At 52.3% G+C, this 14780-nt stretch carries 9 protein-coding genes and 2 pseudogenes; 7 read left to right on the top strand and 4 right to left on the bottom strand.

Annotated elements, in window-relative coordinates:
* Nucleotides 1-17: 17 nt before the first annotated feature.
* From WH279_RS07240 to WH279_RS07260, 5 genes and pseudogenes are all read left to right on the top strand, one after another.
* Entirely contained in the window at nucleotides 18-2384 is a 2367-nt protein-coding gene (locus tag WH279_RS07240) for a type I restriction-modification system subunit M (RefSeq protein WP_339455468.1), read from the top strand.
* A pseudogene (locus tag WH279_RS07245) lies at nucleotides 2384-3101 on the top strand (restriction endonuclease subunit S); the annotation flags it as partial. The gene WH279_RS07240 and the pseudogene WH279_RS07245, both read left to right, overlap by 1 nt.
* Nucleotides 3083-3751 carry a restriction endonuclease subunit S gene (locus WH279_RS07250; RefSeq protein ID WP_445235268.1) on the top strand — a complete coding sequence of 223 codons (669 nt, stop codon included), beginning with the start codon at nucleotides 3083-3085 and terminating at the stop codon, nucleotides 3749-3751. The pseudogene WH279_RS07245 and the gene WH279_RS07250, both read left to right, overlap by 19 nt.
* Nucleotides 3748-6996, top strand: a complete 3249-nt coding sequence (locus WH279_RS07255; protein ID WP_339455474.1) for a type I restriction endonuclease subunit R — start codon at nucleotides 3748-3750, stop codon at nucleotides 6994-6996. Before WH279_RS07250 ends, WH279_RS07255 begins: the two co-directional genes overlap by 4 nt.
* 42 nt (nucleotides 6997-7038) lie before the next feature.
* Complete coding sequence (locus WH279_RS07260; RefSeq protein ID WP_339455476.1) at nucleotides 7039-7953, top strand: restriction endonuclease; 915 nt, start codon at nucleotides 7039-7041, stop codon at nucleotides 7951-7953.
* Between the two features lie 66 nt (nucleotides 7954-8019).
* Here WH279_RS07260 and WH279_RS07265 read toward each other — a convergent pair whose 3' ends face one another.
* Together WH279_RS07265 and WH279_RS22715 are read right to left on the bottom strand one after the other, a co-directional pair.
* Nucleotides 8020-9291: a type II toxin-antitoxin system HipA family toxin gene (locus WH279_RS07265; RefSeq protein ID WP_339455478.1), complete on the bottom strand. Its 1272-nt coding sequence runs from the start codon at nucleotides 9289-9291 to the stop codon at nucleotides 8020-8022.
* 235 nt (nucleotides 9292-9526) lie between these two features.
* A pseudogene (locus WH279_RS22715) lies at nucleotides 9527-9809 on the bottom strand (helix-turn-helix domain-containing protein); the annotation flags it as partial.
* Nucleotides 9810-9891: 82 nt separating this feature from the next.
* Between WH279_RS22715 and WH279_RS07275 the strand changes: the two are divergent.
* The gene (locus WH279_RS07275; RefSeq protein WP_339455482.1) at nucleotides 9892-10044 is read left to right on the top strand and encodes a hypothetical protein; all 153 of its coding nucleotides are present in this window, start codon (nucleotides 9892-9894) and stop codon (nucleotides 10042-10044) included.
* Between the two features lie 11 nt (nucleotides 10045-10055).
* Here the strand turns inward: WH279_RS07275 and symE are convergent, their stop codons facing one another.
* Nucleotides 10056-10397, bottom strand: a complete 342-nt coding sequence (symE, locus tag WH279_RS07280; protein ID WP_159337333.1) for an endoribonuclease SymE — start codon at nucleotides 10395-10397, stop codon at nucleotides 10056-10058.
* 384 nt (nucleotides 10398-10781) lie between these two features.
* Here symE and WH279_RS07285 point away from each other — a divergent pair, with 384 nt between their 5' ends.
* A complete protein-coding gene (locus tag WH279_RS07285) occupies nucleotides 10782-11243 on the top strand; it encodes a hypothetical protein (RefSeq protein WP_339455485.1) in 462 nt (153 codons plus the stop codon).
* 652 nt (nucleotides 11244-11895) lie between these two features.
* Here the strand turns inward: WH279_RS07285 and malT are convergent.
* Entirely contained in the window at nucleotides 11896-14622 is a 2727-nt protein-coding gene (gene malT, locus WH279_RS07290) for an HTH-type transcriptional regulator MalT (protein WP_133843937.1), read from the bottom strand.
* Nucleotides 14623-14780: the final 158 nt, after the last annotated feature.

Here is a 14780-nt window from a genome sequence, read left to right on the forward strand (position 1 = left end):
ATTCCTCAGGTCGCATAATGTCTACTCATAACTTTTCCAGCACCGCTGCCTTTATCTGGTCGGTGGCCGATCTTCTTCGTGGTGATTTTAAGCAGTCACAGTACGGGCGCGTGATCCTGCCGTTTACGCTGTTGCGGCGTCTGGAGTGCGTACTGGCCAGTAGCAAAGACGCGGTGGTGGCTAAGGCCGCCGAAGTCAAAGCGATGAAAAGCCTGCCGGAAGAAGGTCAGGAAAAATTTATCTTACGCGCCACCAACAACCTGTCGTTCTATAACACCTCGCCGATGGATTTGGGCAAAATGGGGCAGAACGATATCAAAGACAACCTCGAGAATTACGTCCAGTGTTTCTCGAAGGACGCCCGTGAAATCTTCGATCATTTTAAATTTAACGAGTTTGTCAGCCAGTTGGATGAGGCCAACCTGCTGTTCAAGGTGGTGAAAAAATTTGCCACCACCGACCTTAGTCCGCAGGCCATCTCTAACCACGATATGGGGCTGGTATTTGAAGAGCTGATCCGCCGTTTTGCGGAAAGTTCGAATGAAACGGCAGGGGAACACTTTACCCCACGCGATATCGTGCGCCTGACCACCTCTCTGGTGTTTATGGAAGATGATGATGCGCTGAGTAAGCCCGGCATTATCCGCACCATCTACGACCCGACGGCGGGCACTGGTGGCTTCCTCTCCTCGGGCATGGAGTATGTACATGGGCTGAACCCGCAGGCGGTGATGCGTGCCTTTGGTCAGGAGCTGAACCCGGAGTCTTACGCTATCTGTAAAGCGGATATGCTGATCAAGGGCCAGGACGTCAGCCGTATTAAACTGGGTAACACGCTGTCGAATGACCAGCTGCCTGCCGATCAGTTTGACTATATGCTGTCCAATCCACCGTTTGGCGTGGACTGGAAAAAGATTGAAGGCGAAATCAACGACGAGCACAGCCAGAAAGGTTTTAACGGGCGTTTTGGCCCCGGCCTGCCACGCGTCTCGGATGGTTCGTTGCTGTTCCTGCTGCACCTGATCAGCAAAATGCGCGATACCAAAAATGTTGATGGCACCGCCAGTGACGGTGGCCGTATTGGCATTATCCTTAATGGTTCCCCTCTGTTTACCGGCGGGGCCGGCAGCGGCGAGAGTGAAATCCGCCGCTATATTCTGGAAGCCGACCTGCTGGAAGGGATTGTCGCGCTGCCGACCGATATGTTCTACAACACCGGCATTGCGACCTATGTATGGATCCTGTCGAACAAGAAGGCACAGGAGCGCAAAGGCAAGGTTCAGCTGATTGATGGCACGAAACTGTGCGGCAAGATGCGTAAGTCACTCGGCTCGAAGCGTAACCTGATGGGCGAAGAGGATATCCGGCTTATCACCCGCACCTTCGGTAGCTTCGAGGTGGTGGATGCGACTTCTCTTGAAGCATTAGGTCTTGAGAAAGCGCCGGAACAGAAATCTAACCGTGGTCGCCAGTCCGCCACCGCCAAAACTGAAGCGGCGAAAACCTTTGCCAGCAAAATCTTTAACAGCACCGACTTTGGCTACCGCCGTCTGACCATTGAGCGCCCGTTGCGCTTATCTGCGCAGGTGACAGATGAGGCCATTAGCACCCTGCGCTTTGCACCGAAGCCGTTTAATGCGCCGATGGAGCGGCTGCATGAAGCGTTTAGCGACCAGTGGCAGGACGGGGAGTACGGCGATTTCTCCGACATTCAGGTGGAAGCGCGCGCGATTATCAAAGCCGAGTTTAGCGAGCTGAAAGAGAAGCAGGTTAAAGACCTGCTGGACAGCAAGCTGTGGCTGGCACAGCGCGATCTGATGGCCAAAGCGCAGCAGATCCAGAGTGCGCTGGGGGCTCAGGCTGGTGGCAGGGAGCAGGTCAGCAATGACTTTAATCTGTTCCAGCTGGCCCTGAAAGGCGCGATCAAAGCCGCCGGCGTCAAGCTGGATGCCAAAGAGAACAAGCAGTTTATTGACGCCATCACCGCGAAAAACCCGGACGCTGAACCGGTAGTAAAAAAGGTGCTGAAGGAAGAGGCCCAGCCGCTGTACGGTGCTTTTGAATACAAAGGCAAGGTGGTGGAATTCGAGCAGGATGGCGATCTGCGTGATAACGAGAACGTGCCGTTAAATCCTGCAATCGCCACCAGTGAGCTGATTGAAGGTTACTTCATAAAAGAGGTGCACCCGCACGTTAAGGATGTCTGGATTAACGCCGACAAACGCGATGCCCAGGACGGTGATATCGGTATTGTTGGCTATGAGATCCCGTTTAACCGCCATTTCTATGTATATCAGCCGCCGCGCCCGCTGGAAGAGATCGATGCCGATCTGGATGCCGTCAGCAAAGAGATTATGAAGCTGCTGCAGGAGGTACATTCCTGATGGCTAAAAACGGTAAATATCAGGCGTACTCTGAATATAAAGATTCTGGAGTTGATGGGGTGGGTTTTGTTCCTGAGTTTTGGAGTGTAACTCGCCTGAAATTTATAGCATCTATAAATATGGGGCAATCACCCAGCTCTGAAGATTGTAATATTGATGGCAATGGTCTTGCTTTTTTACAGGGCAATGGTGAATTTGGGAAAGTTAACCCCAGAGAGAAACAATATTGCCCTGTGCCTAAAAAAATAGCTCAGCCAGGAGAGCTTTTATTCTCAGTGCGTGCGCCTGTAGGTGCGATAAATATTGCAGATAAACAATATGGGATTGGACGTGGTTTATGCAGTATTCAAGGAGCTATCAATGTCCAGCAGTCTTACTTATGGTGGATATTCCCTTCTTACAAAAATCAGTTAGATGCTATTGCGACTGGCAGTACATTTGAAGCAGTTTCCACTGAGCAAGTGCAAAATTTATATGTCACATTACCGAGTTACATCGAACAAGAAAGAATAGCTGCATTCCTCGATCATGAAACTGCAAAAATCGATTCTCTAATCGAAAAACAGCAACAGCTAATCGAACTTCTCAAATAAAAACGCCAGGCGGTGATTAGCCATGCTGTCACCAAAGGGCTAAACCCTGATGTACCGATGAAGGATTCTGGTGTTGAGTGGTTGGGAGAGGTGCCTGAGCATTGGATTGTCAAACCACTAAGATATCTGGGTGATTTCCAGAATGGAATTAATATTGGGGCCGAGGCGTTCGGTTCTGGTTATCCATTTGTGAGTTATGGTGATGCGTATAAAAATAGAGTGTTGCCGGAGTTCGGTAGCGGATTAGTACAGTCAACGAGTGAGGATAGGAAGAAATATTCGCTTTTGACAGGCGATGTGCTTTTTACCCGAACATCAGAAACAATTGAGGAAATTGGCTTTGCATCGGCTTGTTTAAAAACTATAGAAAATGCCTGTTTTGCTGGTTTTTTGATTCGGTTTCGTCCAAATTCATTGAATTTAAATGTAGCGTATTCAAAGTATTACTTTTCCAATCAGTTACTTCGTGTTTTTTTTACGAAGGAAATGAATTTGATAACTAGGGCATCTCTTAGTCAAGACTTACTAAAGACGATGCCAGGAGTTATCCCACCAAGGCATGAACAAAGAGAAATCGCTAAGTTATTAGATGAGAAGTCAAAGAGATTTGATCAGCTTCAATTACTTGGAGAAGAGCAAATAATGTTCCTTAAAGAACGCCGCACCGCCCTAATCTCCGCTGCCGTCACCGGCAAAATCGACGTACGCAACTGGGTCGCCCCTGCCGCCAGCGAGGCAGCCGCTGATACCGTATCACAGGAGGTGAACGCATGAGTACCGATACCACCCAAGAGCTGATTTTCCAGAATGAGATGATCGCCCAGATGGTGAGCAACGGCTGGATCGTCGGTAAAAGTGACGGCTACGATCGCGAACGTGCGCTTTATACCCAGGATGCGCTGCACTTTGTGCAAACCACCCAACCGCAAGAGTGGGAAAAATTTGCCAAAGTCTATCCGAACGATACTGAGCGTCACTTTCTTGATAACCTGGTTGCACAGCTAAAAAAAGCCGATATCAATGCCACCGATATCCAGTCACGTGCATATGGCACCCTCGGCGTTTTGCGCCACGGCTTAAAAATTCGCAATGCGCGATTTTCCCTGTGCCAGTTTAAACCGGAACATAATCTCAACCCGGGAACCCTGGCGCGCTATCAGCAGAATATCTGCCGCATTGTGCCGGAGCTGGTCTACAGCCCTCATGCCAGCAGTAGCGTATTTGCTGAAACCGGCCTGAAAGCTAAAAAATGGCGTATCGATCTGGTGCTGTTCGTCAACGGTCTGCCGGTCGCCACTCTGGAGCTGAAGTCGGAGTTCAAACAGGCGGTGCAAAATGCGATTAAACAGTATCAGCAAACCCGCTTGCCGAAAGACCCAGTAACCAATAAACCCGAGCCGTTGCTGACCTTTAAACGCGGCGCGCTGGTGCACTTTGCCGTCAGCCAGTACGAAGTGTTTATGGCCACGAAGCTGGCCGGGGCGGATACCTTCTTCCTGCCGTTTAACAAAGGCACCAAACGGGGCGGTGCGGGTAACGATATTCCGGAGGATCACGATCGCTACGCCACGGACTACCTGTGGAATGAAGTGTTGGTACCGGAAAATCTGCTGACCATCCTCAGTAGCTACGTTCATCTGCAGATCGAAGAGAAAGAGGACTGGAGCGGGCTGAAGGTGAAAAAAGAGAGCCTGATCTTCCCGCGTTATCATCAGTGGGATGTGGTGCGTCAGCTGATTGGCGCGGCCCAGGCCGAAGGCACCGGGCATAAATACCTGATCCAGCACAGCGCCGGGTCCGGTAAATCCAACTCGATTGCCTGGACCGCGCATCAGCTCTCCACGCTCTATGATGCGCAGGGAGAAAAGCAGTTCCATTCGGTGATCGTCGTCACCGATCGCACGGTGCTGGACGACCAGCTGCAGGATACGATCTATCAGTTTGAGCATCAGGATGGCGTGGTCGGGCGCATCAATAATAAGGAAGGCGATGGATCGAAGTCAGAGAAACTGGCTGCTGCGCTGGAAAGTTCCCAACCGATTATTATTGTCACCATTCAGACTTTCCCGTTTGTATTAAAGGCGATTGAAAACAGCGTCAGCCTGAAAACGCGCAAATATGCGGTGATTGCCGATGAAGCACACTCATCACAAAGCGGCTCCACGGCGCGTCAGCTGAAAGAAGTGTTGATGGTGGAAGAGACGGATGAGGATGTCGTACTGTCTTCAGAAGATATTCTGGATGCCACCGTGGCAGCGCGTAAGGGCAGCAGCAACCTGAATTACTACGCCTTTACCGCCACGCCGAAATCGAAAACGCTGGAGCTGTTTGGCCGCCGTCCGAAACCGGACGAACCGGCGTCCAAAACCAATAAACCGGCGGCCTTCCATGTTTACTCCATGCGGCAGGCCATCGAAGAAGGCTTTATTCTCGATGTGCTGAAGAACTACACCAACTACAAGGTGGCTTATCAGCTGCTGCAGAAGCTGGAAGAGGGCGATAAAGAAGTCGACAGCAAAAAAGCCAAAATTAAACTGAACCAGTGGGTCACGCTGCACGATCATAACGTTTCGCAGAAGGTGAAAGTGATCGTGGAGCATTACCGTAAAAACGTGATGCACTTGCTGGGCGGGCAGGCAAAGGCCATGGTCGTCACCAGTTCGCGCAAGGCGGCGGTGCGCTATAAGCTGGCGTTTGATAAGTATATTGCCGAGAATAACTACCAGAAAATCAGTGCAATGGTGGCATTCTCCGGCGAGGTCGAATTTAATGAAGGCGACCATAACAGTCTGGCGCTGTTAAACAAAAAGTTCACCGAAGCCAATATGAATCCGGGCCTGAAAGGCCGTGATATGCGCAAAGCCTTTGATAGCGATGATTATCAGGTGATGCTGGTGGCTAACAAGTTCCAGACTGGTTTTGACCAGCCTAAGCTGTGCGCCATGTACGTTGATAAACCGCTGGGTGGCGTGGAGTGCGTGCAGACGCTGTCCCGTCTTAACCGCACCTATCCGGGTAAAGCCGAGTCCGGCACCTTCGTGCTGGATTTCTATAATGACCCGGAAGAGATTCTGGCCGCGTTCCAGCCCTATTACCAGACCGCTGAACTGATGGACGTCACCGATCCTGGTCTGGTGTTTGACCTGTTCGAGAAACTGCGCGCCAGCGGTGTTTTCCTGTGGAATGAAGTCGAGCAGTTCTGCGATGCCTTCTTTATGAAAAATAAGTCCAACGCGGCGATCAGTAATATCTGTAAGCCTGCGGTTGAGCGCTGGAAGAAACGCTATTCCTCTTCGATTGATGCCTATCTTCTGGCGAAAGAGATGTTTGAACGCACAAAAAAAACCGGTGATATCGTGTTGATCACCAACGCAGAAAACAGCTTTAAAGCCTGCAAGCAGGAGAAAGATCGACTGGAGATCTTTAAAAAGGATCTCGGCAGTTTCGTACGTTTTTATGAATTTATGTCTCAGATCGTGGATTACGACGATAAAGAGCTGGAGAAACTCAGCCTCTACGCCCGCCATCTGCGCCCGCTATTGCATGAACAGAGACTGGACGAGGATGAGGTGGATGTCAGCAATATCCAGATGAGCCATTATCGTCTCTCGAAAATCCATGCTCAGCATCTTAAGCTGCAGGAAGATTCACCGGAATATAAACTGCATCCCAGTAATGATGTGGGAACCGCCAAGCCGAAGGACAAGAAAGAAGAGTTCATGTCGCATATTCTGGCGCGGTTAAATGAGCTGTTTATTACGGATAATCTGACCGACAAAGATATGGTCAATTATGCGTTTGCCGTTCGTGACAAGCTCTCGGAAAATAAGTCCGTTATGACGCAGATTGCTAATAATACGCGTGAGCAGGCGATGCTGGGTGATTTCCCTAAAGCCATTGATGATGCCGTGATGGACAGCAGTGAAGCGCAGCAGGAAATGATGATGCAGTATCTGTCGAGTCCTGAGCTGGCCAGGGGATTTGCCCGGGTGGTGTTTGATATGCTGAAGGGGGCCTGAACAGCAGGTTCATCATTTTTGTCATACACATAAGGAAGTGCTATGTCTGTACCGACTTACGATAAATTTATTGAACCCGTGTTGCGCTTTCTGGCTACCAGGCCTGAAGGAGCGACTGCCCGCGAAGCGCAAGAGGCGGCGGCAGATATGCTCAATCTGGATGAAAATCAGCGCGCAGAGGTGATTGCAAGCGGTCAGCTGACTTATAAAAACCGGGCAGGCTGGGCACACGACCGACTAAAGCGTGCGGGATTGTCGCAAAGTCTGTCTCGTGGGAAATGGTGCCTGACACCCGAAGGGCAGCGCTGGGTTATCGCCCATCCTCTGCCAATGACAGCAGAGGATATCACTCATCTGGCCTTTGATTTTAATAGCGTGAAGTTGAAACAGCAGCCCGATTCTGTCGATCTCGATCCACAGCCTGAGCCACTCACTATAGAAGAACTGGCACTGAGTAGCCCTGACGATCGTCTTGAGCAGGCGCTGAATGAGATACGCAGTGCCGTGGCGGATGAATTGCTGGAAAACCTTAAACAGGTCTCTCCTGCGCGCTTTGAGGTGATTGTTCTTGATGTGCTGCACCGCCTTGGCTACGGCGGGCACCGGGACGATCTTCAGCGTGTGGGGGGCTCAGGCGATGGCGGCATTGATGGCATTATCTCGCTGGATAAGCTGGGCCTGGAAAAGGTTTATGTGCAGGCGAAACGCTGGCAGAACACGGTGGGCCGCCCTGAGCTGCAGGCTTTTTATGGCGCACTGGCCGGACAAAAAGCCAGACGCGGCGTGTTTATCACCACATCTGGCTTTACTTCTCAGGCGCGGGACTTTGCCAGGGCAGTGGAAGGTATGGTGCTGGTGGATGGGCAGCGGCTGGTGAATCTGATGATTGAGAATGAAGTTGGAGTGACTTCTCGTATATTACGCGTGCCAAAACTGGATATGGACTATTTTGAGTAATGAGTGAATCCAGCGCTGATCCTGTAAATAACGCTAAGCATCTTCCATTGTCTGGCTGGTGTGATGCTAATTCACCGCAAGCCTAAATGCGTCAGCCATATATTCTTGTTCCCGCACCGAAAGCCCTAAACCATTTGCAATGGTCCTCCACTGGCTGACTATTTCAATAAAGTCCTGGATGATTTCGTCGGCCTCTGCAAGATTCAGACGAAAGTATTCAGCGACCTCTCGTGCCAGTTCAAGATCCAGCGCGTTATCCGCCTCGGTGATATTCAGTTTGAGGCCGTCAGACCAAGGAACGGGGTTGATATCGTAAGCCTCCGAAAGCCGCCACCCTTTGCCGGGAACCAGAATAAATCCGTGATTGCGCAGGTGATCATCGGTGTTTGAAACGATAATATTAAAAACGATTCTGGACCAGAGTTCTTTCAAATCCTGGTTAGTCTGTGATCCCTGCCTTATCAAAACATCAGCGAGCTCCAGATAACTCACCCCGTTTGACGCGTCATCTCCATCCTGATGGCGGGTCATTGTCATGGCCGATGCAAAATGCAGGCGCTGGCCTGAATCTGTCCGGTCAAAACGACGCACCATAAAACAGTGATGATCGCTGGCAAATTTACGGGCTTCTGCGGTGGCGACGTTAAGCCCACAGCCTGTGGCAAGCGCATTGGCGACCATTTCCCAACCGCCCACATTGTAATCATCCCGGGTGCTGGGAAATTTTGCGATGTAGAGATTGCCATACTCGTCTGCAATGCTGGCTTTTGGCCTGGCGCCACCTAAAGAACCACCCGGCGCAATGAGCATACGCAACCACTCCTGACCCTGGGGAGAGGTATTGTCAGGATCATCCTCCAGTGCGCGGCTTGCTCTTTCTAAGGCCTTAATTTCTGTAAAAGGCGGCGCTGCGATATCAGCCCGGTTATCAAGAAATTCTCCTGCATCTTCAAGCCTGAAACGCAGGGCACCCACGCGATAAAGGTCATGTACGCCCAGCAGGTAATCGGATTCATATAACCGGGATCCTTCAACCTGAACGCCAGCACGGATATCTCGTTCCAGGCGACGCTTCATCAGCATTCGTCCCCAGCGGTCGGGGCTGGCATCGCCAAATATGCCAAACTTATCCCGTGGATAAGTCGGATATTGGGCACCTTCGAATAGCAAAATTTCAGGGTCAAGTTGCACAAGGCTTAGAGCGGGATCGGCCAGTGCTGCGGGATCATACTCAAATTCAAACAGCTCGCGCGTCCGACTTTGTCGGCTATGCAGGAAACCCATCCTTTTTGGTCCGGATAATCCAGCCCAGTCGGCGTATACCGCGATCATTGCCATTGTTAGCCACCTTTTGTCGGTTTATTCCGTGGTTTGAGCAGGGAAGCCAGTTCAGCGGACGTAGTCCCCCTTTCTTTCTGGGCTTTTGCGTTTGGGAGGTGGCTTGTTTTCACGCTGGCTCCGGCCTGAGTATCGGCTTTTTCATGTCTGCCGACGATCCCGGTACGTGAATCTTTAACCACGGACGGTTGGCGTGACGGAATGACTTTTGAGGGAGAAAAGTTATCGTTTTTTACCAGGCTAAAATCCTGTAGCTGACGCCCCAGCTCATCTTCAGCCGCTAATTTGTTCAAATCCCCTTCCAGCCCTAAAACTTGCATCACGGACAGGTACGCCCCTATCGTGACACCTGAGCCCCCCGCTTCCAGGGAACGTAGCGTCACTGGCGTCATCCCTGCACGTTCCGCAACCTGTTTGGCTGTGAGTTTACGTCGCAGGCGGGCGAGTTTCAGTCTCTCACCAAAATCAGTAAGCAGTCGGTTTGTGTCAGGGAGTAAAGGTGCTGTTTTTTTCGCCATAATGTCAATATTTTATCTTTATGTAGTGCTTATGGCCATAATATTATCATTTTAATGGTGGAGAGGTCTCAGTAAAAGTCATATGAAAAGTGATAATATTATTGCTCTTTTAACTAAAAAGAGAAAAAATATTAACACTTTGGTGGGGCAGCTTGGCTGGCTATTGGATCAGCGCAGGCAGGGGCTTTCTGGCATTGCTCAACGACTGACAATCCCGCCTTCACTGGCGGGATAACGTCTCAAGCCTTACCCTCTCACCCGTTTCCCCGCAATCACCCCGATAAACTCCTCCACCTGGCGCTGCTTACGTACCGACAGCGTGCAAACCTTCCTCAGTGACGTCATCAACGCGGATTCCTGCGGTTCGGGATCGCGGGCAGTGATTACCAGGCAGCCGTTCATGACGCGGATATCAACTTTGGTGCCGGTGGCAAAACCTGCGGCTTCCAGCCATTTCCCTTTGATGCTCAGCGCCGGGATCTGCTGGTAATCTGGATAGGTGCTCGCATAAGTCACGGTTAAATGGCGCAACGTAGGCGCGGTGACTTCTGATTTAACAACGTCTGTATTACAATCCTGCTCAGCCATAATAACTACCTTGTATAGTTGTTGCGGTTAGCGGTATGACGGTGTTCCTAGCACCTTCATGCCGCGATTAATGACCCTGTTATTATAACCAGCAGTAAAAACTAATCACTCTGGAAAAATAGCCAAAGTTAAAAAATGCAACGCGGCGCAGAAAAATAATGAAAGAGATGTAACATCCTCATTGAATGGCTTATTTTCATTGTTCATTCCTTCCTGTATTTTTAATTGTTTATTAGATGATTAATTTATTTCTCATTCTGGTGCACAGAATGTTTATCTTCAGCGAAAAATAATTGGACGTTTATATCATTGTTTCTACAGTGAATCATGATAGGTTTAGTTATCTTTTTGATAATTCATGTTTTTTAAACAAGGACGTTCGAGATGGCGACACTCGCAGGGAAGGGAATGACAAATGAGCGCGGAATGATGATGAAATGGATACATCGCCTGCTCACAATCGTGTTACTGGTGCTGGTTATTGGCAATGTCGCTTACCGTTATTACGTAGGGCCACCTTATGATGATGCGCTGTATCAATCCCGGCAGCTTAATGACGATACCTGGTTATACGTGACGAAATATCAGGGCGGCGGGGCAACAGTATCTGAGGTTTACCGCTACTATCTGGCGGGTGAAATACAAAAGGACGTATTAAAGGTATTGGGAAATACGGCACCTTTTCTCACTTCGGACAGTGATGGGGCTAGCGTCACAAAAGTGGGCAACCGGGTGACGGTCAGGATTACAGGAAGAATTTATAATTTCACTAATTCCGTATTTTATACCTCTGATGGGCTGGATGTGATACCGACCATCGAGTTATATGCCATTAACTCAAGGTGATATCGGGTCCAGCCATGCCAGGCTTCACCCGTGGTGATGGTTTGCACGATGGTCCAGGTCCAGGTCAAGGCCAAGGCCAAGGTCAACGTCAAGGGCGTTTCGCTTTCCCGCTGCGCGGGCTGAGCGACCAAAGGGCGGCAGTCGCCCCGCCCTTTGGAATCCGGGCTTGCGGCTGGCGCATCGCCCGCTTTCAGCAGGTGCCTTCGCAAGCGTCGTTCACCGACGGAGCGGTCGTGACGGCACTACCCTGTGCCGGCTCTCCCTCTCACCGCCGTCCTGGCGGTTCGTCCTGGTTCACTGTGCTTCCTCAGCGCTGCTGAATGCCGCCTCAACGTCAAAACCCAGGTCAAAACCCAAGCCCAAAATCCTGATTCTCATTAATGAGCAGAGATCGTCACGTTCTGATGCTTTTAAACCCCACAGCGAGCGCTATCTTGCGGGGAGGGGGCCAGTTTGAGGTAAGCCGGACGTCCCGCCACAGGACGTCGCGTGCCGAGGCCCGCAGGGATGCGTCTTTTGCCGATCCGGCGTGCTCAAACTGGCCCCAGACCGGTCGCTGAACAGGCAGCCAGTACCAGACCGGTTGCTGAACAGGTAGCCAGTACCAGACCGGTCGCTGAACAGGCTGCCAGTAAAAGCATTTCCGGGGCCCTTACGCCCCGTACCCCATCACCTGCAACAGATGCTGTGCCTGCTGCACGGCTTCCTGACGGTGCGCCACGCCCAGCTTCTGATACAGATTACGGATATGGGTTTTGATGGTAGTGGAGGCCACGTCCAGCTCCCCGGCGATCTGGTCGTTGCTGTAGCCGGAGTAAATCAACCCCAGCACCTGCCATTCACGCTGGGTGAGCGGGCTGGTGCGGATCAGCTCTGGCACCTGCGGATGCGTCAGCAATTTATTGACAAAACCTTCGTCGAAATGCGCAAACTTATGGCGATGATGCTGGTTAATCTCGCGTAAAATCAGCTGCGCCCGGCGCTGCTCCAGGTCGGGCAGCAGGTTAAGCTGGATCAGCTGACGCAGTTGCTGCGCCATCATCTCCCCTTCAATCACAAAGTGGCTGATAAACCCGGTGCGGTTCGCCAGCCCCAGCGCTTCAATCAGGGCATGCTGCGCTTCCCCTTTGCGGCCGGTGTGCCAGTAAAGCAGGTTGCTCAGCAGCAGATTGCGGTTCAGGTCGCTGGTCAGGCGCAGCTGGCGCGCATTCTGATTCAGCTCATCCAGCACCACTTCGGCTTCATCAAACTTCTCCAGCAGGATCTGCACGCGGGCGATATTACGCCACTGGCCCTGCTGGAAATGGTTATCGGCCATATCGGGTTTACGCGCCTGTTGCAGCCACTGGCGTGCGGCGGCTTTATCGCCCACCATCTGCCAGTAGGTGACGCGCGGCTTATCGGTGTTGGTCAGCCAGTCGATATGATACTGGCCGGTTTTCAGCAGCGCCTCGCAGCGTTGTAAATGATGATGGGCATTATCCAGCTGACCGCGCGCCAGCGAACACTTCGCCAGCATGGCCAGGCACTGCAACTGCTGCTGGGGATGAAAGTTGGTCAGTATCTCCAGCCCCTGACGTGCGGCGTCTTCGGCATCGTCCAGGCGGGACCACGACCATAACAGCTGCGATCGCAGACGCAGTAAAAACTCGTGCATCGGCAGCTGTTCAAGATGCTGTTCGCGCACCAGTTCGAACGCGCGATCCTGCATCTCAAACGCGGCCTGCAAAAAGCCTTGAGCGATAAGGATCTCGCTCTGCTGTATCAGCGCCCACAGCGCGTAGTGATAGGCTTCGTGACGGCGGGCAATCTGTTCCGTTTGCTGCATCAGCGGCAGGGCGCGGGCCAGGTCGCCTTTGCAGTGCTGGATCTCCCCGGTGACGGAGGTGGCAACAATCCGGCTGTAAAAGCTTTCATACGGCAGAAAACGCAGCGCCTCGGCCGCCAGCTGTTCCGCCTCATCCTGGCGTCCGTCATTGATGGCGACCTGCGCACGCAGCGCATTGAACTCCGCGTTCAGGTCCTGATCCATCACGATATCGCGCTTCTGCATCTCGCTTTCCGCCTGCGCCAGCAGGGTATCGACCTCCGCGTAGCGGTGCTGGCTCTGTGCCAGCCAGGCCTGCAACAGCACCAGCCTGGGGCTCTGGATCAGACGGTCATAAGGCAGGGCGGCCAGGCACTCTTCCAGCAGCGCCAGCTCGCTCTGATTAAACAGCGACCAGGCGTGTTGCAGCATAATATCGCGCAGCATATCGATGTCATCGGCACCCAGCGCGTGGTGGATCGCTTCTGCCGGGAACCCCTGCGCCAGCCAGCCTTCGGCGGCCGCACGGTGAATGGCGGGCAGCTCACTCGCCAGTTCCCACTGGCAGCGCTGACGCAGGAAGGTGGCGAACAGGGGATGGAAGCTGAACCACTCGCCGCTGTCATCCATGCGGTGAATAAACAGGCCCTGACGCTCTAACTCTTCCAGACGCTGCTGGCCATTATCCCCCCCGGTCAGGCGCACAATCAGGGCATCGTTCATCGAGCGCAGCAACGAGCAGCGCAGCAGGAAATCACGGGTCGGGGCATCGACGCGGTCCAGCACCTCATCCACCAGATAGTCGGAAAGGTGGCTGGCGTTCAGCCCTGCCAGCTTACGCGCAGACTGCTGAGTCGATTGCCGCGAAGGCGTGCTGGACTGGCGCGCCGAGAGGGCAATCAGCTGTAAGGCGGTGGCCCAGCCCGCGACGTCATCACACAGACGGCTGCTGTCGGCCTGATCGATGGGATCGTTAAGGCGGTTATCGAAAAATTGCTGCGTCTCGGGGTGCGTAAAGGCCAGATGGGTGGCATTCAGTTCAAGCAGCTGTTCACGCACGCGCAGGTTGGCGATCCCCAGCGGCGGCAGGGTGCGCGACAGCACCACCAGGGAGAGGTTCTCCGGCTGATGACGTAAAAAGAAACGCATCCCTTCATGGATCGCATCATTGGTGATCAGATGATAATCATCGATCACCAGCAACAGCGGGCGATGCCAGTCGGAGAGCTCGACGAACAGCTGGGCGAACAGCGCCGGCAGACTGGCGTACTGATGCTTCAGGCTCAGCGCCTCACTTTTGCCGCAATGGCCGCCGCAGGCCTGCTGGATGGCGGCAATCAGATAACTGGCAAAACGCTCCGGCAGGTTGTCGCTTTCATCAAGAGAATACCAGCCCAGATCGCTCTTACCCGCCGCCCAGTGTGCGACCAGCGTGGTTTTGCCATACCCCGCCGGGCTGCCGACCAGGGTCAGACGATAATGCGGCGCTGCCGACAGCCGGTTCAGCAGTCGGTCGCGCACCACGGTATTTTGCTGCCGCACCGGGCGGCTCAATTTTGATGGGATCAGCATTTTTTTTCGATTCTTTTGACGGTAGTCAGAGGGCGTAATAATTATTTCGCAGCGTGTAATTAATCACTTTTTCTAAAGTCCTCCTTTGAAACATCGAATGCAACAATGTTACGTATTTACATGCTGTTAACTTGCTCTGCATCACACTTCTAAAGACA

Origin of the sequence: Erwinia sp. MYb375 (genome assembly GCF_037479175.1) — a bacterium.
In the GTDB taxonomy this organism is placed as follows: Bacteria; Pseudomonadota; Gammaproteobacteria; order Enterobacterales; family Enterobacteriaceae; genus Erwinia; species Erwinia rhapontici.

Coding starts and splice junctions, on each gene's coding strand:
- WH279_RS07240 (WP_339455468.1), top strand. CDS start 18: ATGTCTACTCATAACTTTTCCAGCACCGCTGCCTTTATCTGGTCGGTG.
- WH279_RS07255 (WP_339455474.1), top strand. CDS start 3,748: ATGAGTACCGATACCACCCAAGAGCTGATTTTCCAGAATGAGATGATC.
- WH279_RS07260 (WP_339455476.1), top strand. CDS start 7,039: ATGTCTGTACCGACTTACGATAAATTTATTGAACCCGTGTTGCGCTTT.
- WH279_RS07265 (WP_339455478.1), bottom strand. CDS start 9,291: ATGGCAATGATCGCGGTATACGCCGACTGGGCTGGATTATCCGGACCA.
- WH279_RS07275 (WP_339455482.1), top strand. CDS start 9,892: ATGAAAAGTGATAATATTATTGCTCTTTTAACTAAAAAGAGAAAAAAT.
- symE (WP_159337333.1), bottom strand. CDS start 10,397: ATGGCTGAGCAGGATTGTAATACAGACGTTGTTAAATCAGAAGTCACC.
- WH279_RS07285 (WP_339455485.1), top strand. CDS start 10,782: ATGGCGACACTCGCAGGGAAGGGAATGACAAATGAGCGCGGAATGATG.
- malT (WP_133843937.1), bottom strand. CDS start 14,622: ATGCTGATCCCATCAAAATTGAGCCGCCCGGTGCGGCAGCAAAATACC.